The organism is Robertkochia solimangrovi, from assembly GCF_007279655.1.
GTDB lineage: Bacteria > Bacteroidota > Bacteroidia > Flavobacteriales > Flavobacteriaceae > Robertkochia > Robertkochia solimangrovi.
Genome location: NZ_QKWN01000010.1, coordinates 161,236 through 186,698, shown reverse-complemented (window position 1 = coordinate 186,698; position 25,463 = coordinate 161,236). Strand labels below are relative to the sequence as shown.

General features: G+C 43.1%; 13 protein-coding genes. 1 reads left to right on the top strand and 12 read right to left on the bottom strand.

Annotated elements, in window-relative coordinates:
- Positions 1-3: 3 nt before the first annotated feature.
- From DMZ48_RS14690 to DMZ48_RS14660, 7 genes are all read right to left on the bottom strand, one after another.
- Entirely contained in the window at positions 4-2,004 is a 2,001-nt protein-coding gene (locus tag DMZ48_RS14690) for a glycoside hydrolase family 97 protein (RefSeq protein WP_143955915.1), read from the bottom strand.
- Between the two features lie 67 nt (positions 2,005-2,071).
- A complete protein-coding gene (locus DMZ48_RS14685) occupies positions 2,072-4,444 on the bottom strand; it encodes a glycoside hydrolase family 31 protein (protein ID WP_143955914.1) in 2,373 nt (790 codons plus the stop codon).
- Between the two features lie 83 nt (positions 4,445-4,527).
- Entirely contained in the window at positions 4,528-6,942 is a 2,415-nt protein-coding gene (locus DMZ48_RS14680; protein ID WP_143955913.1) for a glycoside hydrolase family 2 TIM barrel-domain containing protein, read from the bottom strand.
- A 109-nt stretch (positions 6,943-7,051) separates the two neighbouring features.
- A complete protein-coding gene (locus tag DMZ48_RS14675) occupies positions 7,052-8,455 on the bottom strand; it encodes a hypothetical protein (protein ID WP_143955912.1) in 1,404 nt (467 codons plus the stop codon).
- Between the two features lie 21 nt (positions 8,456-8,476).
- Complete coding sequence (locus DMZ48_RS14670; protein WP_199288007.1) at positions 8,477-10,069, bottom strand: RagB/SusD family nutrient uptake outer membrane protein; 1,593 nt, start codon at positions 10,067-10,069, stop codon at positions 8,477-8,479.
- An 11-nt stretch (positions 10,070-10,080) separates the two neighbouring features.
- Positions 10,081-13,203: a SusC/RagA family TonB-linked outer membrane protein gene (locus DMZ48_RS14665; protein WP_199288005.1), complete on the bottom strand. Its 3,123-nt coding sequence runs from the start codon at positions 13,201-13,203 to the stop codon at positions 10,081-10,083.
- Between the two features lie 430 nt (positions 13,204-13,633).
- Complete coding sequence (locus tag DMZ48_RS14660) at positions 13,634-14,914, bottom strand: alginate export family protein (RefSeq protein WP_143955910.1); 1,281 nt, start codon at positions 14,912-14,914, stop codon at positions 13,634-13,636.
- A 143-nt stretch (positions 14,915-15,057) separates the two neighbouring features.
- On the opposite strand from DMZ48_RS14660, the gene cobA reads away from it, so the two are divergent.
- On the top strand, positions 15,058-15,825 hold the full coding sequence (gene cobA / locus DMZ48_RS14655; RefSeq protein WP_143955909.1) for a uroporphyrinogen-III C-methyltransferase: 768 nt from the start codon (positions 15,058-15,060) through the stop codon (positions 15,823-15,825).
- 105 nt (positions 15,826-15,930) lie between these two features.
- Here cobA and DMZ48_RS14650 read toward each other — a convergent pair whose 3' ends face one another.
- From DMZ48_RS14650 to DMZ48_RS14625, 5 genes are all read right to left on the bottom strand, one after another.
- Positions 15,931-17,373, bottom strand: coding sequence for a rubredoxin (locus DMZ48_RS14650; protein WP_143955908.1), 1,443 nt, complete (start codon positions 17,371-17,373; stop codon positions 15,931-15,933).
- The gene (locus DMZ48_RS14645) at positions 17,370-20,897 is read right to left on the bottom strand and encodes a nitrate reductase (protein WP_143955907.1); all 3,528 of its coding nucleotides are present in this window, start codon (positions 20,895-20,897) and stop codon (positions 17,370-17,372) included. The genes DMZ48_RS14650 and DMZ48_RS14645 overlap by 4 nt, the downstream gene beginning before the upstream one ends.
- Before the next feature lie 130 nt (positions 20,898-21,027).
- Positions 21,028-22,449 (bottom strand): MFS transporter, encoded by a 1,422-nt coding sequence (locus DMZ48_RS14640; protein ID WP_143955906.1) that lies wholly within the window; start codon positions 22,447-22,449, stop codon positions 21,028-21,030.
- A gap of 500 nt (positions 22,450-22,949) precedes the next feature.
- On the bottom strand, positions 22,950-23,603 hold the full coding sequence (locus tag DMZ48_RS14630; protein ID WP_143955904.1) for a response regulator: 654 nt from the start codon (positions 23,601-23,603) through the stop codon (positions 22,950-22,952).
- A gap of 43 nt (positions 23,604-23,646) precedes the next feature.
- Positions 23,647-25,458 (bottom strand): sensor histidine kinase, encoded by a 1,812-nt coding sequence (locus DMZ48_RS14625; protein ID WP_143955903.1) that lies wholly within the window; start codon positions 25,456-25,458, stop codon positions 23,647-23,649.
- Positions 25,459-25,463 lie beyond the last annotated feature (5 nt).

The window sequence follows — 25,463 nt, the reverse complement described above, 5'->3', positions numbered from 1 at the left end:
TTCTTATTTTTTAGCAAATCGTATAGCAGTGCCGCCGCTTTTTCCAAGGTTCAGCGTTAAGGAATCTTTAGAAGTAACCTCTTTGGTGCTTATGGTTACAGCAGTAGGATTGGTCTCATAACCGGTACCCGCTGCATCGGCATAGAGCTGCGCTTCATAAACCGATCCTTCCTCAAGAAAATCCAGCGGAACTTCCAGAGTACGTTCCTGCTCATTAGTGATGCTTCCTAGATACCAGTCTTCACTATGGCGATCCTTTCTGACGGTGGTGATGTATGCTCCGATCTCGGCATTCAGTACTTTGGTGTCGTACCAATCGGTTGGGACATCCTGAAGGAATTTAAAGGCAGGATTTCCAACGTAATTCTCAGGGAGATCCGCAAGCATTTGGATAGGAGAGTAGAGGACCACATATAGAGCCAGTTGTTTGGCTGCGGTGGTATGAACGTCTCTTCCTGCATATCCTTGTTTAATTTCAACATCCAGCACCCCGGGGGTAAAGTCCATAGGCCCTGCCAGCATTCTCGTAAACGGAAGTATAACGGTATGAGAGGGTGGGTTACCTTCACTCCACGCATTATATTCCTGACCACGGGCGCCTTCTCTCGCCATCATATTTGGAAAGGTTCTGCGCTCTCCTGTATCTTTGATGGGTTCGTGAAAGTTGACAGTGAGTTGATACTGAGCCGCGGTTTTTAAAACTTCCCTGTAATATGCAACTCCGAACTGGCCATGATGCCATTCTTTCATGTTCATTCGGGAACCAACCTGTCCGATTTTCACGTCATGAATACCATAATCATGGTATAATTGCATTCCGGCATTTATCTGCTTGCGGTAATTGATAATGTTGGAACCGGTTTCATGATATCCAATGATGCTAACCCCGTTTTCACGAGCATAATCGGTTACTTTTTTAAGATCGAAATTATCGGCATTCTCAGTAAAACTGAACATATGCATATGATTTTCATACCACTGAGGTGTCCAACCCTTGTTCCAACCTTCGATAAGCAGATGATCGATTCCGAGTTCTTTACAATAATCGATGTATTTAAAAGAATTACTGGTAGTGGCGCCCTGGATCGGACTTTCCCAAAAGGAATATTTTCCGATATGCATTCCCCACCAAATCCCCAGGTATTTATGAGGTTTGATCCAGCTTGTATCTTCCAGCTCATTAGGGTCATTGAGATTCAGGATCATATACGAAGTGATAAGGTCGCCTGGTTTCTCACCTATCTGAATCGTTCGCCAGGGAGTTGTGAAACTACCGTTGGTCTTTACTTTTACACCATCAGCCCACGGTACAAGATCAGCCTTTAGCGTTGTTCCTGTGGTATGGGCAAGTGTCATGCTTGCAAAATCGATAAGCCTTGCTTCATGAAAACTTACGTAGAGGCCGTTATCACTTTCGATGGTTAAAGGGGTGTGAACTGTGTCCAGTGTACTAATCGCACTTTTTGTGAACAGATATTCATAACGATTGTCCTGATAAGCAGGGATCCACCAGGCTTGTCCGTCTGATCCGAGATCGAAAGTAGTCAGTTCATCCATGATCTTTAAACTGTCTTTGGAGCCATTTCCCGGGTACAGGTAGCGAAAGGCAACGCCATCATTAAAGGCTCTGAATTGTAATTTTACAGTTCTGTAGGGGGCTTTCTTTTCTTTAAGTGCCACTTCCAGTTGCTTGTAATGATCGGTTATAAATTGTTTTTCACCCCATACCTGCTCCCATTCATCATCAACCTCGGTTTCTACAATATCTTCGACTTCCAATCCTGAATACAATGAATCATGGTCCTGAAATACAAATCCTAATGCCGAGGGTTTGATCACTGATTTGTCTCCGTGTGTTACGCTATAGACTGGCTTACCATCGATAAGTTCAAAAGTAACTGCGTTTAGTCCATCAGGAGACGTTGCCGTCACAGTATTTACTTCTTCCTGTTGACAGGATACCAATCCGACAAAGACGAACAAACTCAATAAAGTCTTTTTCATTTTTTATATTTTCAGTTAAACGGTATAGTTAAATAGTTGATAGTTACTAGTTATATGTAAATTATTATTAATTCTTGATTTTAAAAGTAGTTTCATTTTCAAAAGGAGCCTTGGTGATCTTCAGGTTATTTCCGGATCTTGTCACTTCAACTTCCTTAATTTGATCTGCTCCCGGGAGAAATATCTTTCCAATTGCAGTTCCTGCCTCCTCCTTATAAACTTTTAGGTTGATCTTGCTCCAGTCCATGTCATTGGTTGATTGAGCCAGTTTAATCGTTGGTATCACGGTACCATCCTTTATGAGTACAACAATCGGGATTTCACCGGCTTTTATCGTATGCCAGCCACCTTCATAGACCTTGTTGGTCTGATAGTCTATCCAGGTACCCGGTGGAAGATAGACGTTTCTTTCTTCCATATTCTCAAATAGGGGAGCCACGAGCATTGAAGATCCGAAAAGATATTGATCATCGATGAGCCATGAGCCCGGATCATTCGGAAATTCTACGAATAATGCTCGAAGCATCGGTAAGCCATGTTCTGTGGCATACTTGGCTTCTGAATAAATGTATGGCATCAATTCATATCTCATGTTGTCTGCTTTGCGGAATCCGTTTAAGAATTCTTTACTGTATTCCCAGGGCTCTGTGGGAGGTTCTCCATGACTTCTTACGTGGGAGGTAAGCATTCCAAAAGGAGTCCATCTGCGATAAACATCTTCCGGACTTTTTGTAGTAAAGCCACCAACGTCATGACTCCAAAAACTGAATCCGCTTAATCCTATGGATAACCCGGCTCTGAGTGTGGAAGCCATGGCGGTGTTCGTCGTAGCTGCATCGCCACCCCAATGAAGTGGATAGCGCTGACTTCCAGCCCAGGTACTTCTCGCCCATATTATAGTATTTCCTGTTACTTTTTTAGTGATCTCAGCAACAGCTTTATTATAGCGTAGCGGATACAGATTGTGTTCATAGAAACCGGTTTTACCGGAATGATACAATCCGGAGGCCGGGGCAGCTTCACCGAAATCCACTTTAATCACCCCCACACCCATTTCAAGAAGGGAAGCGATTTTGGCCTGATACCAGGAAACGGTCTCCGGATTGGAAAAATCAAGTACGGCATCTTCATAGGGGATGTTCCCCTTTTTATCTTTAACGGCAAGTCCTTTTTCTATGATTTCCGGAAACAAGGTGTTTTTAGGAGTGAAATAGGGTAGCTGCCATAAACAAACATTGAATCCCTGTGCTTTCATGTCGCTAATCATCTGCTTCGGATTCTCAAATCGATCTGCAGAAAATTCATAGTTATTTCTCCAGTCAACGTCGAACCAACCTGTATCGAAATGGATCACATCACTGGGAATCTTATTTTTTCTCAGATTTTCGGCAACGGCTCTACCTTCCTGCTCTGAAAAATAGGTGATCCGGCTCATCCAGAATCCGAAGGACCACAAAGGAGGAAGTTCTGGTTTACCGGTTAGATCTGTATAAGCATCAAGGATATCTTTTGGTTCTCCGATAAAAACGAACAGGTCTGCCTCATCATCACCGATCATCATTGAATTAGCAGCGTTATAGTACTTTCCGAAATCAGCAGTGATGGGTGAGGAGTGATGCATAAAGACCCCATACCCGCGACTACTCATATAAAAGGGAATCGGTTTATACATGGTTTCGTTCTGAACACCGTTCGCATCATCGGTCCAGAATATAACCTTTTGGCCACGCTTATTGAATTGTGTAAAGGATTCGCCGCAACCGAAGATCTTTTCTTCAGGTGACATGGAAAAGGCAGCGTCAAAGGATCTGGAATAATCATCCGCTCTTCTGATAAAGGAAAAAGGGGTCACGGGAGTATAGGTTCCTTTTACATCATCCAGATGTAGTGTACCGGTCAATAATTTTCCGTTCGTATCATAGATGTATACATGCCAGGGTTTTTCCGTGATCAAAACCGATCCGTGGGGTCCGGTATAACGATGACCTTCGGCTGTTTTGCTGTATTTCCATAAATTACGGGCATCCGGTGCCTGACCTCCGATCAGCATCAGTGAAGGTTCTTCTTCCCGGAATTTAGGTCCCGAACAAGTTTGTATACGTATCGTTCTGTCGGAAACAAAGCTTATGGTGAATGGCAGTTCCGGAGACGCGGCATATTCTGTCGTTGGAAATTCATTAGCTTCAGCGGGTATCAGCTTGCTTAGCATATTGTTGAATGCCTGACGTGTTGCAAGATTATGTCTCAGGTATTTTATAGTTCCTTTTCCGGTTTGCGGATCAAAGGAAGTCAACTCATCTGCCAGATAAAAAGTATTTTTGAAGCTTTCAAAATCCTGACTGATATCGGGGGGTTCATTGAGAACATTGGTACCCTGTAATTGTCCGAATATAGCCGGAGTTGTTAAGATCGTCATTAATAGGAATATCAGTTTTTTCATAATGTTGATTTTATACTGTTCAGCATTCTTAAAAGGGGCGGTATTGTTGTCGTGTCTACAGAGCCTTCTGTTTCCTGCTGATTTCATAAGGTTGTTATTTCAATGGTTTGAGATTCCAGTCCCGATCCACTGGCTGTTAGTGTTATGATTCCTCCCGGTACTTCTCCGGCTTTCACGATGACCAGGCATTTTCCATAAAAGGCTTTGCGTTGGTTTCCTTTAAACGATTCATGACTTACAGGATTTCCATTGTCAACTCCGGCAATACTTCCGGGGCCCTCAATCTCAAAAGAGATTGTATCGCTGGCTATCGGTGCGATATTCCCTTCTTTATCGAGAATGGTAACAGTGATGAATGCAAGATCTTTACCATCGGCATCCAGCTTAGCGCGGTCGGCATGCAGGCCTATCTTTTCAGGCTTTCCTGCGGTTTTAATCTCTTGTTCCTTAACGATCTTTCCATCTTTTCGTGAAACTGCTCTTACGGTTCCGGGGGTAAAGGGAACCCGCCACATAACATGGAGATCATCACCCGCCTTGGAACGAATTCCAAGTGATTCTCCATTTAAAAAGAGTTCAACTTCATCGGCATGATTGTAATAGGCCCAGATATCTATCTCCTCGCCAGGTTTCCAATTCCAATGAGGAAATACATGTAAAACATCCTTGTCGGTCCATTCACTTTGATACATGTAATATACATCTTTTGGAAAACCTGCCAGATCGATAATTCCGAAATATGAACTTTTTGAAGGCCAAACATATGGGGTTGGTTCGCCGATATAATCAAAGCCGGTCCAGATATACATACCCGACATATAATCATGTTTTTTGATCACTTTCCAGGTTTCTTCATGCGTAGATCCCCAGGGTGCGCTAACCTGATCATAGGAGGAAACCGTATTTCCCGGATTTCCGTCAAGAAACAATTCATCCCATTTATAAGGCCATCTTTTTATGGTATCTGATCTTTGGTCATAATAGCCACGTGTTTCAAGTGCAGACGTGGTCTCAGTGGCTATAAAGGGCATTCCAGGAAATACCTTAAGATGGTCTTCATAGGAATTCAATGCATAATTATAGCCCACCAGGTCCAATACCCCTGAAGCATTCAGGCTGTTCGTGGGTGAGGGAGGATTATTTGCTGTGGTGATCGGTCTTGTGGTATCGAGTTTTCTTACCGTGGCGGCGAGTTCTCTGGTAATAGCAACTCCGGTAGAGTCCCATTGTTCCAGAATTTCGTTCCCGATACTCCAAACGAAAACACTAGGATGATTACGGTCGCGTTTGATAAAATCGACAAGGTCTTTTTCATGCCATTCATCCCAGTATAAATGGTAATCGTATGCTGATTTACCTTTCTTCCACATATCGAAGACTTCATCCATAACGATAAAGCCCATACGATCACAAAGCTCCAGTAATTCCGGGGCAGGAGGGTTGTGTGCGGTTCTGATTCCGTTCACACCCATCTCTTTCAAAATTTCCAGCTGTCTTTCCAGAGCCCGGATATTTATAGCAGTACCTAAAGCTCCCAGATCATGATGATTACAAACTCCTTTGATCTTTACCTGCTTTCCGTTCAGCAGGAAACCATTTTCTGCGTCAAATTTAAAATCACGGATTCCAAACGGAGTCTCATAGAGATCCTCAGTTATGCCTTCGGATATAATCTCGTTCATCAGCGTATACATTTCAGGATTTTCCACCGACCAAAGTTCGGGATCAACAATTTCGATTGCCGTTTTGAATGTTTTTTCAGTTCCCGCAGCCAATTGTATTTCCATTTCAGAAAGCTCAAGAGTCACACCATCTTTAAGAACTGATGTACGTAAAACAGCATTGCGATCATGCTCGAAGTGATTCATAACTGTTATTTCCGCATGTACTTTAGCGTGATCGTTTGTAATTTCAGGGGTGGTTACATAGGTCCCCCAATTCTTTATATGTAGTTTATCTGTAAAGTTTAACCAAACATTACGGTAGATTCCTGATCCGGAATACCATCGGGAATTTGGTTGTTGTGAATTATCGACTTTTACAACAAGGGTGTTTGTAACTTCCCTGTTAAGCCATGGTGTAAGGTCATATTCAAAGCTGATATATCCGTTAGGCCGTTTCCCTAAATGATGGTCGTTGATCCAGACTTCACTGTTCATATATACTCCGTCGAATTGTATATAGACTTTCTTGTTCTCTGTATTCCTGGGGAGTTTAAATTCTTTCTTGTAGAAGGCGAGTCCTCCAGGAAGGGCACCACCACCAAAAGTTGCAGGATGCTTTTCATCAAAGGAGCCTTCTATACTCCAGTCATGGGGTAAGGAAAGTGTTCTCCAGGTTGCAGTTGTATCTTTTTGAGTGGAATCAAGCAACTGAAATTGCCAGTTGTCATTGAATTCCATCTTTCGGTTATAGGGGTTTTCTTCGGGTGTATTACAATGGAGAAATAACAGTAAAGCGAAACTGCTAAAACATAAAATTCCCAGTTTTCTGATCATATCCGACTCTTATAATTTTATAAAGGAAAAGGTTTTATTTTATATGAAGAAGGGAAGAAGTCTGGGTTTCCTGACTTCTTCCTGAACTTCAATTATAAGATTTTATGTATTACGGTATGACGTAGTGCCATACGAACCATTCATCTTTGGACTCATCATAATTAGTTCCGAACCAGATCCCTTTTGTACCGAACTCACCGGGGAATGCCTTCACTACGGTGATTACATTCGTAGTGGGATTCATCCAGTGTCCGTCAGGTCCCTGAATCAGCATTTCTCCATTCAGCGTGATCTCGTTGGACGCTTCATCGATCGAGAATGTACCGGTGGTTTCTACACCGTTTTGATTTCTGGTATAGTTTAGGGTTCCTCCGAATTGATCGAAGCGTACCCATGAATTCGATGCAATAGCTGCCCATTCATCATTCCATCCCCAGTCTCTTGAATCATCCGAGCTTGAGGTCCATCCGATTCCTCCTGCCAGCCAGTCGACCGCATTTCCGTCACCATCCAGTTTCCAGATTCTTCCGGAACCTACACCTCCGGTGAGCATTTCGAGTAACTCTCCTTCCGCAAATGTAGGGTCGAAGCCTTCATCCGGCTCCGGAATAGTCTCTTCCGGAACCCAGGTGTCGCTGTATTCTTTTGAAATAAAATTATAGACAAGATATGCGGCGCCATCACATGATCCTTTACGAAGGACCCCTAACTGTAAACTTTCTTCAGTTAAAGAAAAGATCCTCATATTTGCCCAGTTGTCAACGCAGGATTCTATGCCTACGGGATGCAGGATCGTAGCATCGGTCATGGTAAGCGTTTTAGCATCTGCATCCAGGAAATAGGTTCCGTTCTCGGTACCTCGTCCCGGGATCGTTAAATGTTCACTGGTAACAAAGGGTCCACCCTGCAGACTGAAGGTAATACTTCCGTAATCGGCAGCAGGCATCAACCAGGAATTACCTGCCCAATCCGGATTCCAGTTCCAGCAGTCATCTCCGTAGCAACCGTTATCACCACCTTCTAACCAACCGTTGTCTGTACCATAAAAGTACTGAGGACCGACGAAGTATTTGGAGATACCTTCTGCGTTAAGGTCGAGATACCATGTTTTTGAATTTCCTACACCTCCGGAAAGCGCATCCCATAATGGGTCGTTCACATAATTCAGGTTGTCATCGGTAACACTAACGGTTACAGGGTCGAGTTCCACCACACCTCCTGCGGTCAGCGCAGAGAACTTGATTGTATATTCACCTTTAAAAGCAAATCTGATGGTATCGATCATTCTGTTGGATCGCCCGGTTCCGTAATCCCAGATAGACGTGGTCTTCGGTGTCAGGTTTCGTAGGATCACTGTATTTCCTCCCGCATCAGCCTGCAGATCCTGTACTACTTCGTACTCGATCTCTGATGCATCCAGCATGCGTCCCAATTCATAGTCTTCTTTCTCACAGGAAGCCAATATCAGGCCAGCGAGCAACAAGATCGAAAAGATATATTTGATTGTTTTCATTTGTCTGATTTTAAGTTTAGTTTACCAACCGGCATTTTGTTGTAAAACACCATTGGACAGCGTTATCTGGTCATTGGGAATCTGTTGTAGTCCCATCGTTTCCTGAATTTTAGAGGCACTGATGGTCTTGCTGACTGTTACGCCACCGTTCATCACTTCTGTTGAAACTGCGATAGTTGAAGCTGCAGTACTGACTCCCTGACGAAGCAGGTCCCAGTAACGCAGTCCTTCAAGCGCAAATTCCAGCTGACGTTCCTTCATGATATTCTGTGTATTCACAGGAATCTGTACATAATCAGATTTTAATGCCCGCTGGCGTACCTGATTGAAATAGGTTTGTGCATTCGGACTGCCGAGTTCAGCGGCCATCAGCAATACATCGGAATATCTCATCACGACGTAGTCCTGGAACTGCCCGATCTGGAAGTCGGTTCCTCCGACACCTACGGTAACACTATTTCCGTCTTCATCAGACATCGGCGAGTACTTTTTGTTGTAATATCCGGTGTATTCCCGCTGACTTCCGATCTTGTCGAAGGGAATGTCTTCGTCATCTACAGAAATTATACTCGCACCTCTTCGGGTATCGGTTTCACTATAGGCATCCCAAAGGGAAGGAGTTACGGTTACACCCCAACCTGTTGCATAAGGATAATAGGTGAATTCTCTCATACCAAACATGACCATCCAATGATTACCGTCGGTGTTTCCATTGTAATCACTCGTATAGGTGTGTCGTACCGAAAAAAGAATTTCAGGATTTACTTCACCCGCATAGGTGCCATCCAGAGTAGACGCAGCCGGCCATAAGGAGGCGAAATTATCCAGCAGGGAATGTCCGCTATTTGCGATAACATCTTCAAGATAGGAGAGTGCCTGAGCTTTACTTACCACCCCCACAAGATCGGAGGCTCCGTAGTATCCGGTATAATAAAGATATACTCTCGCCACATAGGCCTCCGCAGCCCATTTGGTCACTCTGCCGAAATCTGCAGCTGCCAGTGAAGCATCAGGAAGATTTTCTGCGGCGTATACAAGATCTTCGGCGATCACCTTATAAACTTCCTCCGGGGCTGATTGAGGCAGGTTTTCGGAAGACGGTTCGGTGAGTAATGGGATATTCCCCCAAAGTCTGACCATTTCAAAGTACATATGAGCACGGATAAAGCGTGCTTCAGATTCATATTGAAGACGAAGGTCGTCGTTACCGGTCCAATCGATCTGCTCCATTTTCTGAAGCAATACATTAACCCGATATATTGCACGGTAATATTGCGTCCAGTTATTGGAGAAGAGATTCACATCTGCGGGAGATCGAGATTTATCAAATTCATCGACTGCCTGGAAACCGAAACCGTCAGAATTTCCAACACCTCCAAAGCAATCGTCGGAGAGTACTTCACTGGCCACCGGAAAACTCAGGCCACCGATTCCACCGGAAGCGATCTGCATCCCGTCGTAACATCCGATCAGTGCATCATAAGCATCCTCGGGTGTTTTGTAAAAATTGGTATCTGTTACATCAGTAATAGGCTCTGAATCCAGGAAATCCTTAGAACAAGATCCCAGTGTCAACAGACCTGCCACTAGTAAGCATATATGTATATTTTTCATTTTCATCTTTTTTAGAATTTAACATTTAATCCCATCATAAATGTTCTTGGTCTAGGGTAATATCCAAGGTCAACTCCGGAAGAAAATCCGTAGTCGTTATTGGAGATACCATAACCGATCTCCGGGTCCATACCGTTATAACTGGTAAAAGTTACGAGGTTCAGTGCAGAGAAGTACAGACGGCATTGACTTGCAAATGCTTTCTCCTCCGAGAAAAGATTCGCAAAATCATACCCTATGGTTACATTACTGATTCTCAGGAAATCACCATCCTGAACATATAGGTCTGAAAATTGAGTGAGGTTTCTGTTATCTTCGGTAACACGGGGAACCGTATTAGATGAACCGGGACCGTACCATCTGTCCAGTACGGCAGTGGTATAGTTTGCATATATGTTCGCATTGTTTCTGTAGGATTGAACGATCTGATTTCCCGCAACTCCATTGGCTTGAAGAGAAAAATCAAATCCCCTGTAATCGAGTGAAAGATTGAAACCGTAAGTGAGATTCGGATTCGGATCCCCGATGTTCACTTTATCAAGATCGTTGATTACCCCATCACCATTCTGATCTACATAAATCACATCTCCAGGTGCTGCACCTGGTTGAATCAGAGTACCGTTGGAAGTATGATCCAGAACATCCTGTTCAGACTGGAAGATTCCGGCAGTTTCAAGTCCCCAGAAATAACCCAGCGCATAACCGCTTTGTGCACGGTAAAATTCAGGTGAGTTATCAAATAATTGGTTGGTTTCACCGTGAATGATTCCATCCTGAGTAGGAATATCACCAACTTCATTTTCATTATAAGCACCATTGACACTTACGCTGAAATTGAGTTCCCCGATGTTGTCAGCATAGTTCAATGCGAGTTCAACACCCTTATTGACCACATTACCACCATTGATCCATGGGGAATCTGCCCCTGCCGTTGCAAGGATTGGTGCTTTGATAAGCCAGTCTTTATTTGTTTTCTTATACCAGTCGAAGTTAACGGTGAATCTGTTCATGAAGAATCTGGCATCAAATCCGATATCGATCTGTTCAGAGGTTTCCCATTTCAGATCCGGATTCGAAAGACGGCTAGGATATGCGCCGGGGGTAAGTACGCCTTCATCCGGTCCAAAGATGTAATTGGTATTTGCGAAGGTTATCGGTGCCAGATACTGGAAGTTTCCGGCATTCTGATTACCTACCTGACCCCAGCTGGCTCTGAGCTTAAGAAAGCTTAGCCAGTCTGAACCTTCAAGAAATTGTTCATTAGTAGCCACCCATCCTGCAGATACAGAAGGGAAATATCCCCATCGGTTCTCTTCGTAGAATTGAGAAGAACCATCTGCTCTGAAAGTAGCATTGAGGATATATTTATTCTTATAGTTATAGTTCAGACGACCAAAATAGGACATCCTTTTATTGATATTATTAGGACCGCCGCTCAGGTCTATCTGCGCACCATCAGTATTGGTCGCATTGTCGAGCCAGGCGTGTTTGAGATCATCGAAGACCAGGTTCACATTACTGCCGCTTAGATAGGATCCCTCGAATTTATAGGAGGAGGTACCTGCCATCACTTCGAAATTGTGCTCTTCGTTGAGGTCGAACGTATAGGTTAACAGGTTATCCCAAAGAAGAGAATACCCCTTATTCATATATTGGGAAGCTCTGGTGAATTCGCTGAAACTATAGATGGAAAGCTGGTAGATCGGACTAAACGAATGACCTTCACTGGCATAATAGTCCAATCCCAGACTGGTACGGAATTTAAGATCTTTAAGCAGCTCAAATTCCATATAAACATTCCCGAGTAATTTCTGGGAATTATTTTCGTTCTGATTCCCGTACAACATCGATGCATAGGGATTATTTTGTCCTGCCAGCCAAGGCTCACTATCATCGGCAGTATTATAAAAATTGCCGTTCTCGTCATAGAAAGGAACCAAAGGATTGGTGTTGAAGGCACCTCTCAACGAGTTACTGTATTGGTTTCCAACTGCGATACCATTGTTCTTAATATACGCAAAACTCAGATTTTCACCAAACTTGATACGGTCATTATAAAGCTTGTGTTCGGAGTTTATACGGAAGTTATATCTTTCATAGTTGGAAAGATCCTTTCCGCCTACAACCCCTTCCTGTTGGGTGTATGACAAGGAAGAAGAGTATGTTGAAGTTTCAGATCCCCCGGTTACACCAAGGGTATAGTTCTGTGTTATTGCATCATCCTTGAACATATAATCCATCCAGTCAGTTCCGGCTCCGAAAGCAGCTACTTCTTCATTGGAGAAATAAGGAAGTTTACCAGAGTTAACTGCTGCCTCGTTCAGAATGGTTGCATATTCGTAGCCATTGAGCATATCGATCTTATTGGCTACCGTTTGGAGTCCGTAGTATTGATCGAAAGTGATCTGAGCCTTACCTTTTTTACCACCGCGAGTGGTTACGAGAACAACCCCGTTTGAAGCCTGTGATCCGTAGATAGCGGCAGATGCTGCATCCTTAAGAACTGATATCGATTCGATGTCAGCATTGTTCAAATAAGAAATGTCTCCGGTCAGTACTCCATCAACGACATAAAGTGGAGCACTGCTCCCCGTTGATCCTAATCCGCGAATCACAACGTTCAGGTTTGAACCGGGCTGACCTGAGGTAGAGGTGATCTGAACCCCGGCGGTTTGCCCTTGCATTGCCTGTAAAGCGTTGGTGGTACTTTGCTTCTGTAACTGGTCTCCTTCTACCTGAACATTCGCCCCGGTAACAAGTTCCTTCTTTTGTACACCGTAACCGATCACGACCACTTCACTCAGACTTTGTACATCTTCCTGAAGATCGATGTCGATCCTGGTACGTCCATTTACTTCAATCGTTTTCGAAAGAAATCCAACATAACTGATCACTAGTTTGTCGTTAGCGTCAACAGTTAAATTGTAATTTCCGTCAAAATCCGTCATGGTACCATTAGTGGTTCCCACCACAGTCACACTGGCTCCCGGTAAAGGCATATTATCTGCTGAAGATGTTACCGTACCAGAAACCTGAAGCTCCTGTGCAAAACCATAAAAAGCACCCAGTATGCAGAAAAGTATCATTAGATAGCCCTTCTCAGCATGTAACCTTTTGAGGTGTAATTTTACCATACTTGATGATTTAAGTTTAAATATGTTTGTTAAGTAGTTAGCGAATACCGGTAATGAAAATGGATCTTGAGAAGTGTTAGAATTAGGTTAAATGTCACGAATTTGTAAATTTTGTGGACTTTTACCCCTTTTTAATTGACTAATTCTCTTTTTAACCCTGTTTATATTGCCGTATATTCATTTTATATCAAAAATATGGTGGTTTGAAAGGATGCACTAACGATTATTTTGCAATAGGTAGTATTATTTTTGCATTATTTTATTAAAATTAATTTAATATGTTAATATGAGTATTAAATAATTATAAATACTAATACTATTTGTTTAAATATTTTAACGAATAACACCGGCAGGTTCGTGATGAATAGAACTTGCCGGTGTTGTGTGTCCGGGGCATCGGTTGGTAGTATGATCGTTTCCTTAATCTTTATTAATCTGTTCCGTTGAATTTATGTGTGAACAGCACCGGATCTACGATTAATTGTATCCAAAACCAGTTATTGAGATTATCATGTGGAAGGTCACCTTTAATAAGACTCATACCTTCTGAGGCGAACATTTGTGAATATCCTGCATTGACTGTAGCAACGTTCCAGAATTTATTGGAGTATACGATATCGATCTCTGTCCCTAAATAGGGATCAGCATCATTGGTTAGTTTACCATTGGCTGCAAAGTAATGTCCTTTGATCAGAAGGCTGCTGTTATCCCCGGTCTTAACGTTCACTTTGGCATTGATATCGTTTAGCCCCACATTGTTAGCATGGTTTCCGACATAAAAATAATCCATGAATCCATTGAACTTATGGTTAGTTCCATACAATGGGAAGAAGGAGTGGTTCTTTGAATCTCCATCCTGATCCGTACCACTTAGAATTTCAAGTCCTATTCCAAAAGCTGTTTTTCCGGGTTTATAGATCGCTTCGAGAATGAAGTCGTAAGCACTAAGATCACTATTGGCATTTGCTTTTCCGAATTGGTAATAGAAGTTTCCTTCGAAGTTGAATTTCCCGGCTGGAAATTTAAAATAAGCTCCGGTGGTTTGGCGGTTATAGGTGCCGTCTGCTTCCTGATCCGCATTGTAACTCTGGAAACCATTATTCATGAAGAGGAAACTGAACCTCGAGCCATTCCAATCTTTATACAGGTAGGCATATTGCATGGTCTTGTAACTAAAAAAGCCGGTGATATCATAGGAATTACCTGTAATGGGCTCACCGGATTGACTGAAGGCGAACGCCAGATCTGTTCCCCAGCGCTCACCTTTATATTGCAACAGTGCCGCGTCATGAGTACGACCCTGCATCGCCCAATCCAATCCTCCCAGAATACGTTGATTATCATAGGATATCGGTTGCCTTCCAACCTTGATCTTCCAGGACGTATTTAGTTTTAATGCAACCCATGCCTGGAAGAGCATGAGTGAGTTATTATCGTCGGCAGGGAGTATCTGCCGGGTGTCGCCCCAGGTGCTTATATCCTGAATACTGAACATCGCCTCTATGCGGTCGGAGGTATAACCAAGGTTAATACGCGCTCTTTGACGGACAAAGGCTGCGGGATCGGCATCGTCGGGAAATAGATTTCCAAAACCATGACGATATTCGAATCGGTCACGAAAGTCAAGACTGGCTTTAAATTCCTGGGCATGGAGTAGTGGAGTACTCAATGTTATGAATAAGACAATGAGTTTACGTATTGATGTTTTCATTGGTATGGTTTTTAATGTTTCTTAAAAATAAGTATAAATACGTAATAAATAAGTATAAATACGTATATTGCTTACCGAATTATGACATCCTTAATACAGCGGATGGAATTATGGAAATTTTTAACTAAAACACCACAGAAATTATGATTTCAGATACTGCAAAACTCACATTGGTAGGTGCAGGACCGGGTGATCCGGAATTGCTGACACTCAAAGCGGTATCCGCCATTAAAGATGCGGATGTAGTGCTATACGATGCATTGGTAAATCCGGAGCTATTAAAATTTGCGGATCGTGCAGAAAAGATATTTGTCGGAAAGCGTAAAGGGTGTCACACTTATATGCAGGATCAGATCAATGAACTGATTGTACAGCGTGCTTTTTCAAAGGGACATGTGGTTCGATTGAAAGGGGGAGACCCCTTTGTATTTGGAAGAGGGGCAGAAGAAATGCAGTATGCGGCTTCCTTTGGTATTGCCTGTTCCTATATTCCCGGAATCTCTTCCTCCGTAGGAGTGCCTGGAACCCAGCATATCCCACTTACCAAGCGGGGAATTTCTAATAGTTTCTGGGTGATTACCGGTACTACACGTAGTCATCGAATGTCACCAGATATCAAACTAGCGGCCGCTTCTTCAGCAACCGTAGTAATTTTGATGGGAATGCATAAACTCCATGAGATCGTACAAACCTATAGGGATGCAGGAAAGGATCGTATGCCTATAGCGGTAATAGAGAATGGAACTTGCGCTAATGAGCGCATTGGGATCGGAACGATCGATTGTATTGAGCAGATCGTTATTAATAAGAATCTCAAAAACCCGGCAGTGATTATCATTGGAGAAGTAGTTTACCATAGAAAGATTATGTTCGAACTTTATCAGACTTCAGGGAGTTTGGAAAGCCTTTGATTTCTAGAGTGAGTACGATAGGTAAGATATGAGTTGATAATTGATAATTGAGAATTGAATAAATCAATTCTTAATCCATAATCCTTAATTCATAATCCATAATTCTTATTTCAGTATACTTTTTAATTCGGTTTCGGTAAAGTCTGATTTTGAAGAATCACAAACTGGGCAACTCCAGGTTTCGGGTAGATCTGCAAAGGCTGTGTTCCGGGGTATTCCATTGTCCGGATCGCCATATTTGGGATCATATACCGTCAGGCATGAGGAACATTGCATCACCTTTATGCTCACAGGCTCCTTTTCCTTATTATGGGTAACAGGTTGTTCTCCCGGCCTGAATTCTTTCAACTCCTTGAAATATTTTTTGCTGAGTTCGATCAGAAGATCAGGCAGGTGTTCACGACTGATTTCCTGAACATGGGTGAGATAACTACGGGAATTGGGATCGAAATTTTTGGCATATAGTAGGTTGTAAGTTGCATTTAGCGTCACGCCTTCGATCTGCTGAACCGGATTTTTACGGATCACTACGGAAGTAAAATAATCAGGCTGATAATCATGGTCTGCAATAGCAAAGGTCAATCCGTAAGTACTGATGTCCTTTTCATCAAATTTGCGAACGAGGAATTTTTTAAGCTTCAGTGCATCTTTATCCGAAACCGGAATATGCCAGTTCAATTCGAGCATGGAATGGCGAACATTGATTCCCCGAAGTCCGAGGAATTTTTCCCATTTTAATTTAAATCGGGATGGAATGCCTTTAATGATGAATGATTTCCACGGGGTGATGGCGATTTTACCTATTTTACATTCTGCACAGAGATCACACATTTCGAGTAAAAAATCGATATCGTAAAGATTGTTTCTCCAATAAAGACCAAGCCAATAGTTCCCTTCATCAACTCGATTCATCCCTTCATAATAGGGAAAAGGGTGGAAGGGAATCTCTGGAATATCTTTTAAATTTCTACTGTTGGTTTCCAGGGAATCGGATAACAATTGAAAAAGGGTTTCGATATCTTCGGGTTCTTCCGATAGCAAGGATTCAGCCATCTGGGATACTTTAGAAATATCCCAACTATAGATCAATACCGGGTAAAGTTCAGCTTGTTTCCAGCCCGGTAGTTTTACATAGAGATACCAGTAATCTTCCTGTTCGCATGCCAGAAAGTTAAGATGCCCTGTAAATAAGGGAACCAGTCGTTGTTTCGGGTCGGTAATATTGATCTTGAGTTTTGGATTATAGCGAAATTGTTCCAGAATATAGAGATAGGTATCTCCGGTAAGCCACGGAATACCATTGAAGATGCCGGCACTTACATAAGAGGAGACGATATTCTCAGTACCGGATTCGTTTTCGGGTATAATGTCGATGCCGTGGAAGTTATTTAATTGTTCTTTACTGAGTTTTCTTGGAAAAAGTATATCCTGACGACTGCCGAAAGAAATCGCTTTTAATCCTGCATCACCTGCCTGTTCCGCAATGGATCGAAGTTCTGCCGGAGCTATAACGCCACCTTTTATGATGATACGGGTTAATTTACTCATGAGATCAGTGCTTTTTGTTCTTCCAGTATCGATCTGACTTCTGTTTTACAACTTCCGCATCCAAGTCCGGCACCGCTTTCATTGCAAAGCCCTGTAAAATCACTTTGCCCGGCTGAGATCATCTCGATAAGGTTGCCTTTTCCAACCTGACTACAGGAGCATATCAGCTTACCCTTTACTGGTTTACCACCGCCACCGCTGCCTCGTAACAGTTTTTCCCGTTTATCGGCCAGTTCTGTTCCCGATTCAATCAAGGCTTTATATTCGGCAAATTCATTTTTGTCCCCCATCAGTATAGCACCGATAAGCATATCGTTCTTGACGATACATTTTTTATAGTAGCGTTTACTGATATCGGTAAAGATGATTTCTTCGATCTCCGGATCGTTTTCCTGATAATGAATATTTCCAATGCTACACAGATTGAGATCATTGAATTTGAGGATGTTCATCAGCACTGAACCTTCATACTTTTCGCTGATGTCTCCGGCGAGGTAGGAAGCAAGGATATTAGCCTGCTGTTCTGCAGCTGCGGTAATTCCAAAGAGCTGGTCTCTAAACTCTGCAATCTCTCCGATAGCAAAGATATCAGGATCCGAAGTCTGCATGAACTCATTTACTTTTACCCCTCTGGAACAAACGAGTCCGCTTTCCCGGGCAAGTCCGATATTCGGACGGGTTCCTATAGCATAAACGATGGCATGAGCCTCCAGCACTTTTCCACTTCGTAAGGTTATTTCCAGTTGTCCGGATTCCTCATCATTGAATACGGTACTTACTTCATTATCAAAATAAATGGAGATACCGCGTTCCTGGACATCGAGTGCTAGCAGCCGGCTTGAAGTTGGGTCCAGTTGGCGCTCCATCAATCTGCTGGATCGTTGTACGATAGTAACCTTAAGATTGTTGTGTTTCAGCGCTGCTGCAAGCTCGAGTCCCAGGAGTCCGCCACCGACGATGACCACGTGTTGCTGTTCAGGCGGGAGGCCGGTATTTTCCAGATATTCTTTAAAATTATCGGCATCGGTTTTGGTACGCATCGTAAAGCGTCCCGGTAATTTCAATTGGGCATCCCGAGGAATAAAGGCACTGCTACCAGTTGCCATAATCAATTTGTCATACCGATGTGGTTTGCCATGATTGTCGGTTGCTATTTTCTGTTCACGATCGATTGCGGTTATAAAGGTTTCCGGATACAGCGATATTTCAAGTTTTCTTAGTTCTCTTTCTTTGATCTTTAGCAACTGCTCCCAAGTCAGTTCTTCCGTGATGTATTCCGGTAGAAGTACGCGGTTATAGAAGGGATTCGCTTCTCTTGAGAAGACACAGATCGTATCGATGTCATTCATATCGCGATAATTCTGTACAAATCTGAATGCTGCAGCACCGGCACCTACCACAAGGATGTTTTCCTTTGGTTTTTCGTACTTTCGTACTTGTACAGCGGTGTACTTAAAATCCGGTTCTTTTGATTGCGGATCGATAATGGTGTTCGTCAGATTATTGGCGCGGTTCAGTGTACTTTGGAGCTGTTTACCCCAATGCATAGGAAGGAATACCACTCCCGGGCGCATATTTTCGGTAACCTTGGCTTTTACCCGTACAACACCATTTCTGCTGGAAACAACCACCACATCTCCGTCCCTGCATTTGCTAAGGTGGGCATCCACCGGATTTATCTCTACCACAGGTTTGGGATAATGGGAATTCAGGCGGGCTACTTTTCCGGTTTTGGTCATGGTATGCCATTGGTCTCTTACTCTTCCTGTGGTTAGGATCAACGGGAAATGCTGATCTGTACTTACTGATGCATTCTTTACACTATAGGGTACATTGAAAATGGCTTTTTTCGATGGAGTGTAGAACTGTTTATCCTCAAATAATCGTGGAGTTCCAGTATGGCGGTAGGATGGAACAGGCCATTGAAGCGAACCTTCATTTTTAAGTCGGTCATAACTTAGATGGGAGATATCGATATTGGTCCCCTTGGTCATACTACAATATTCCCGGTAGATATCCTCTGTAAATTGATAATCGAAGCCGCGATACCCCATATGTTTTGCAAAATCACAGAGAATTTCCACATCCGGACGGGCTTCTCCGGGTGGATTGATGCCTTTGGGCAGATAACTGATCCTTCTTTCAGAATTCGTCATCGTACCTTCTTTTTCCATCCAGGCGGCAGCAGGAAGCACCAGATCTGCATATTCCAGTGTATCGGACCGGTTTGAAATATCCTGAACGATGACAAATCGGGCATTCTTTAAGGCTTTTTGAATTCGATTGCTATTGGGCAGGCTCACCATTGGATTTGTACAGATGATCCAAACCGCTTTAAGGTCACCGTTTTCGAGTGCGTCAAACATTTCTGTTGCGGTATATCCCGGTCGTGGTGAAATGCTTTCCACTCCCCAGAATCTTGCGACTTCTTCCCTGTGATCAGGATTGAGAAGATCTTTATGAACTGCCAGCAGATTTGCCATACCGCCAACTTCACGTCCACCCATGGCATTTGGCTGTCCGGTCAGCGAGAAAGGTCCGGAACCCGGTTTTCCAACTTGTCCGGTAAGAAGAGACAGATTCAGAAGAGCGAAGTTCTTATCGGTTCCTACGACACTTTGATTGAGACCCATGGCCCACATACTGATAAATCCTTTTGCTTTACCGATATATTCTGCTGCTTTGAAAATAGCTTCTTTAGGTATCCCACAGATGCGGGAAGCTTCCTTATAGGACATAGAAAGCAATTGTTCCCGATATTTTGTATATCCCTCCGTATTGTTTTTGATGAATTCCTTATCGGCAAATCCTTTTTCCATCAACCTCCGGCCGATAGCATTGTAAAGCACGATATCTGTTCCGGGAATCAGTTGCAGGTGCAAATCGGCAAAATTCGCAGTATCCGTTTTTCTCGGGTCGATTACCACGATCTTTACATCCGGATTCTTTTCCTTATGCTGTTCTATCCTTCTGAACAGAATGGGGTGACACCAGGAAGGGTTAGCACCGGTGATGAGAAAACAATCGGCTAGTTCAATATCTGCGTAGGCAATGGGAACAGAGTCTTCTCCAAAGGTCTTTTTATAACCTACCACGGCAGAACTCATGCATAGCCGGCTGTTGGTATCGATGTTATTGGTTCCGAGGTATCCTTTGGTGAGTTTATTGGCGATGTAATATTCTTCGGTCAGGCACTGCCCGGAAACATAGAGACCTACACTGTCGGAACCGTATTTTTGGATCAGGGATCTGAAAACCCCTGAAGCTCTTTGCATCGCCTGCTCCCAGGAGACACGCACTCTGGGGTGTGACCGGCTCCATCGCATTTCCGGATACAGCAATCGGTCTGAAATGTCATTGGCGACATAATGCAGGTTCATACCTTTAGAACAGAGCATACCCCGGTTTACGGGGTGATCAGGATCACCTTTCACCCGCAATTTGCCCTGATGGTCTTTTTTAGCGATAATACCACAACCTACTCCGCAATAGGAGCAGGTTGTTTTTATTTCTTTTTCCAGCATATCGGTCGTAGTAAAGACATTCTAAATTCAACTATTTCAACGTCAATTAAAAGGGAATTGCCGATTATTCGTTATTTATTATTAAATATTCAATTCAGCTCCTTTAAATTTTAACTCTTTCTGAAATAAATCAATTATTTGCAGGACTCAATTGAGCGAACTGTGTTTCTTTTTCGATGGCTGCTGCTTCTTCGTCGGCGGTGGAGAATCGTATGGCCAGTGCAGCAACTCCGGCAACCAGTACAACGATTCCGATGAGTAGATAGCCACTGGAAACCGCTAAGGAGGAGGCGGCACTCTGGGCCGCTTTTACAACGGATTCAGCTTCACCGGCATTTGCCGCGATCGCTGCCTTTTCGGCGACTGCAGATTTGGATTTCAACAAAAGGGCAGCCAGAAATGCCCCGACATTACCTCCCGCTCCGACGATTCCTGATATGGAACCGATAGCCTTCTTATTGATAAAGGGTACTACGGAGAAGGTTGCTCCTTCTGCCATTTGTACGGACAAGCTAAAAAGTATCAGAAGGGTGATACCGGCAATAAGACTGGTCATGGTTGAAAAGGTAGCCAGCATAATCCCCTCTATTACCAGGATAAAGCTAAGAAACAGTACTCTTCCCTTTAATCCTTTCAGATTTCCGTAGCGATCTCCGAAATAGCCGCCCAGGGTTCGGGCGAAGATATTCATAAGAGCAAATGAAAGCACGATATTTCCTGCGGTTAGCCGTTCCAGCTGAAAGGTATTCTGTAAGTAATCATCCATGGTTCCATATACGGTCAGTTCGATACCGAAACAGGCAGCATATACAAGGAAAAGTATCCAAACGCGATAATCTTTTATCGCTTCTGTAAAGCTGGCACTATCTTTTTTAGTAGTTACATCAATGCCTTGGTCACGAAGCTCTGAGAAATTACCTTCCGGAGTGTCTTTTGTAAACTTATAATATACTAAACCCATTAAAAAACAAACGATACCTGCAATGATCATCGAATAGCGCCATGCATCGGATTCAGCTACGCCAAAACTAACCACTGCAGCTGCGATCAATGGCATTCCCAAACGGTTTGCACCCCCTCCGAGATTCCCCCATCCTGCAGAGGTTGCATTAGCGGTTCCAACGATATTCGACGCAAACATGAGGGAGGTATGTACCTGTGTAATTACGAAAGAAGCTCCGATAAACCCTATGAAAAGTCTGCAAACCAGGAACTGGAAAGGCGTTTGTGCGAGTCCGCAAAGGATCACAGGAATGGATCCCAGGATCAGGAGCCAGGTGTAGCATAGTCTTGGACCATATTTGTCACAGAGTTTCCCGATCAGTAATCGGGCAAATACTGTTCCTGTAACCGCCAGAATAACGGAGTTCCATTTCTGATCCGGAGTAAGTCCCAGTTCTCGAACAACATCCGGCATAAAGGGTACGATCCCAAACCAAGAGAAAAAGCACAGGAAAAAAGCGATGGAAGTAATCCAGAATGTTCTGATCGGTAATGATCTTAGGTCGGTTAGGTTTAGCCGGGTCGACTTTTGTGAAGTGATAGTTTTCATCGGTTTTGTTTTAAATGGTTATTATTTCAGTCAGATCGATCATCAACACTCATTATAATACCATTGATAATCAATACTTAGAAAAGGCGGTATGTAAAAGTAAGTATAAATACTTATATAAGAAATAAGTATACGTAGTTTTATGGTATTTTTAATTCGAAAGGGTAGAATGTGCAGATTTTTAAATATTTACACCCCATGATTAAAGAAAATGACGATGCTGTCTACGACTGCGTTGCGTACCGTATCGTTCATCGTACATTTGAACGATGATACTTGGGTGACCTTGTGGTACCAGTGTTTTAATGATAATTGCCGGAGGAAATTAAAGGCGACGAAGTGAGAAAACCTTAATTCCAGTTAGTACAGGACAGATTTTCTGAATCACTTAATGATTGCATTCATATCCTTTTCACCACAGACAGGTGTCCCGATTTCTATCGGCAGACATGCGATGAATGCAAATCAAAAGAGCCTGCCGCTAGGGCTGTGTCTTCAGTCTAAAGGCCAGCCTCACGGGCTTTATTCGCAAGTTCCATTTGATTTTTGACGTCCATCTTTTTCATGAGGTTGAAGCGATGTACCTCTGCAGTTCGTTTACTGATATTGAGCTTTTCTGCAATATCCTTGTTACTGAGTCCTTCGAGGACAAGGTCCAGTATTTGTTTCTCTCTTCTTGTGAGTTTGATATCGGTTGTTACAACCGACTTTAAAGGGGAGACAGGTGTTCCCTGAACAAAGTTTTTGATGATAAAGGAGGAGACATCTCCGGCATAGTACTTTTGTCCGGATGCAACGGTGTGGAGGGCTTTCATAAATTCATCTTTACTCGCTCCCTTTAAGATATATCCATCTGCACCGGCATTGATCGATTGTACCACATATTCCTCTGAGTCGTGCATCGATAGCACAAGGGTACGTACTTCCGGAAAATCTCTGGTTACTTTTTCCACTACCTGTATGCCGTTCATCTCTGGCATACGGATATCCACGATCAACAGATCCGGTTCATGTTCACCGATAGCGGTCAATGCTTCGAGACCGTTTGCAGCCTCTCCGATCACCTGAACATCGGTTTCATCTTCGAGTAGTGATTTTATTCCATCCCTGACCAGGGCATGGTCATCGGCAAGTATGATATTGATTTTTTCCATGGTAGCTGTCGCTTTCGGATCAGAACTGTAAAAATAAGTAAAATTACGTAAACCTGCTTAGTGGAATGTTTAGTGTGATATGTGTGCCTTTACCCGGTTCACTTTCAATGAATAAGCGACCATTTATAAAACTTGTTCGCTCTTGCATAAAGGTAAGTCCCATACCTCCGTCACCTGATCGTCTTTCTATCTTATCCGGTTTAAATCCTGTTCCATTATCCTCAATATTAATACTTAACACTTCTTTACTATGTGCGATGATCACTGCAATATGATCTGAACCGGAGTATTTTATGGCATTGTTGATCGCTTCCTGAGTAATTCTGTAGATGTTTATTTCGATCAGGGAATCCAGGCGGAGATTGAATTGGGTCTTATTTAAAAAGATGATGGTTTTTCCCGTAAGTCTGGAAAGTTCGTCTGTAAGTTTGGCAAGTGCCGGACCGATACCATGATCGCTCAGCTCCGGAGGAGTCAGGTTAAAGGTTGCGGTACGGACTCCCTTGATGATGTTGGTCGTGATCTCTTTCAGTTGCTCGATCTTTTGGATAGCTCTTTCCGGCTTTTGCATATCGATACTTTCAAGATTGAACTTCAGTCCGGTAAGCATTTGTCCGATACCGTCATGCAGATCCTTTGCGATTCTGTTTTGTTCCTGTTCCTGGTTTTCGATGATCTGTTTTGATATATCCTTCTGGTGAAGGATCTTCTCTTCAAAGGTTGTTTTGGTAAGGTTCTCGAACTTCTGTTGTGCTTCGACTCTTTTGGTGATGTCGAGACAAATTACCAAAAGTTCCGGTTCTCCTCCTGAAGCGGTGAAGGGAATTAGACTCATATCAAGCCAGATTATATTTCCTTCACTGTCTTTAGCCCTGATTTCACCCTGCCAACCTGTTTTTTGATGGGTGTAGATAAGGTTACTGATCGCTTCCCGGTCACTGGTATCAGTGGTCAGTATCTCTGTTATATTTGTATGGTCACTGAGGAGACGGAAATTGAACAACTTCAGAAATCGTTCGCCGAGATGGATCAGATTTCCTTCAGGATTGATCCGGGCAAAGAGCAGGGTTTGGTCCATTACCCGGTAAAGACTCTTGAGTTGTTGGACTGAACGCTCCTTGGCCTGACTGTGTTTATCAGCTTCAACGGCCATTTTCCTTGATTTATTTTCAGCGGATATCAGTTGTTGCATACTCAATTTTACAGCTCTGGCAGTAGGCCAGAAAATAAAAATAAATTCACATAATAACACGGCAAGCGTTAGTCCGAGAATCAGGATCTCTATCTTTTTCAAACGATCGACCTTGGCTTTGGCTTCTTTATCATATTGATTTACAATGTCATCCATGTTGTTCAGGAAAACACCTTCTTTTCCGAGAATGACGCTTAATTCTGTATCAAAGGTTGCGGGGTCACTGTTGGGATCGGTTTTTAATTTTTTAAGGATATTGTGAACGGCATTACTTATGGCTTCGAACACAGGATTGATCGCTTTGAATTCTTCAGCAATAATCTTGCTGTTATTTCCCGGAAGTCCCATTTCAACATTGCCTTGTTGTAAGGCGAGATGTGCAGATTCCCATTCATTCAATGAAGATTCGAGCGCTTCCTGTACCGGAATACGTTCATAAGAGTCTGTAGTAGCGGACAACAGCAAGGCTTCTTTGGTGATTTTCTGACTTAACATTCGCTGTCTTCCTGCAGTATTGATGACCCTGGAATCACCTTCCTGATCGCTGAGGAATCCACGGATTAAAATCTGACTTGTAATAATGGACAGGGCGATAACGCTCAGGGCAATGATATACATCCTTCTGAGTCTGCTGAAGGTCTGCTGATCTATCGTTCGCGTCATACTTG

Excerpts from the sequence above, each read along its gene's own strand:
- DMZ48_RS14690 (WP_143955915.1), bottom strand. The coding sequence starts at position 2,004 with ATGAAAAAGACTTTATTGAGTTTGTTCGTCTTTGTCGGATTGGTATCC.
- DMZ48_RS14685 (WP_143955914.1), bottom strand. The coding sequence starts at position 4,444 with ATGAAAAAACTGATATTCCTATTAATGACGATCTTAACAACTCCGGCT.
- DMZ48_RS14680 (WP_143955913.1), bottom strand. The coding sequence starts at position 6,942 with ATGATCAGAAAACTGGGAATTTTATGTTTTAGCAGTTTCGCTTTACTG.
- DMZ48_RS14675 (WP_143955912.1), bottom strand. The coding sequence starts at position 8,455 with ATGAAAACAATCAAATATATCTTTTCGATCTTGTTGCTCGCTGGCCTG.
- DMZ48_RS14670 (WP_199288007.1), bottom strand. The coding sequence starts at position 10,069 with ATGAAAAATATACATATATGCTTACTAGTGGCAGGTCTGTTGACACTG.
- DMZ48_RS14665 (WP_199288005.1), bottom strand. The coding sequence starts at position 13,203 with ATGGTAAAATTACACCTCAAAAGGTTACATGCTGAGAAGGGCTATCTA.
- DMZ48_RS14660 (WP_143955910.1), bottom strand. The coding sequence starts at position 14,914 with ATGAAAACATCAATACGTAAACTCATTGTCTTATTCATAACATTGAGT.
- cobA (WP_143955909.1), top strand. The coding sequence starts at position 15,058 with ATGATTTCAGATACTGCAAAACTCACATTGGTAGGTGCAGGACCGGGT.
- DMZ48_RS14650 (WP_143955908.1), bottom strand. The coding sequence starts at position 17,373 with ATGAGTAAATTAACCCGTATCATCATAAAAGGTGGCGTTATAGCTCCG.
- DMZ48_RS14645 (WP_143955907.1), bottom strand. The coding sequence starts at position 20,897 with ATGCTGGAAAAAGAAATAAAAACAACCTGCTCCTATTGCGGAGTAGGT.
- DMZ48_RS14640 (WP_143955906.1), bottom strand. The coding sequence starts at position 22,449 with ATGAAAACTATCACTTCACAAAAGTCGACCCGGCTAAACCTAACCGAC.
- DMZ48_RS14630 (WP_143955904.1), bottom strand. The coding sequence starts at position 23,603 with ATGGAAAAAATCAATATCATACTTGCCGATGACCATGCCCTGGTCAGG.
- DMZ48_RS14625 (WP_143955903.1), bottom strand. The coding sequence starts at position 25,458 with ATGACGCGAACGATAGATCAGCAGACCTTCAGCAGACTCAGAAGGATG.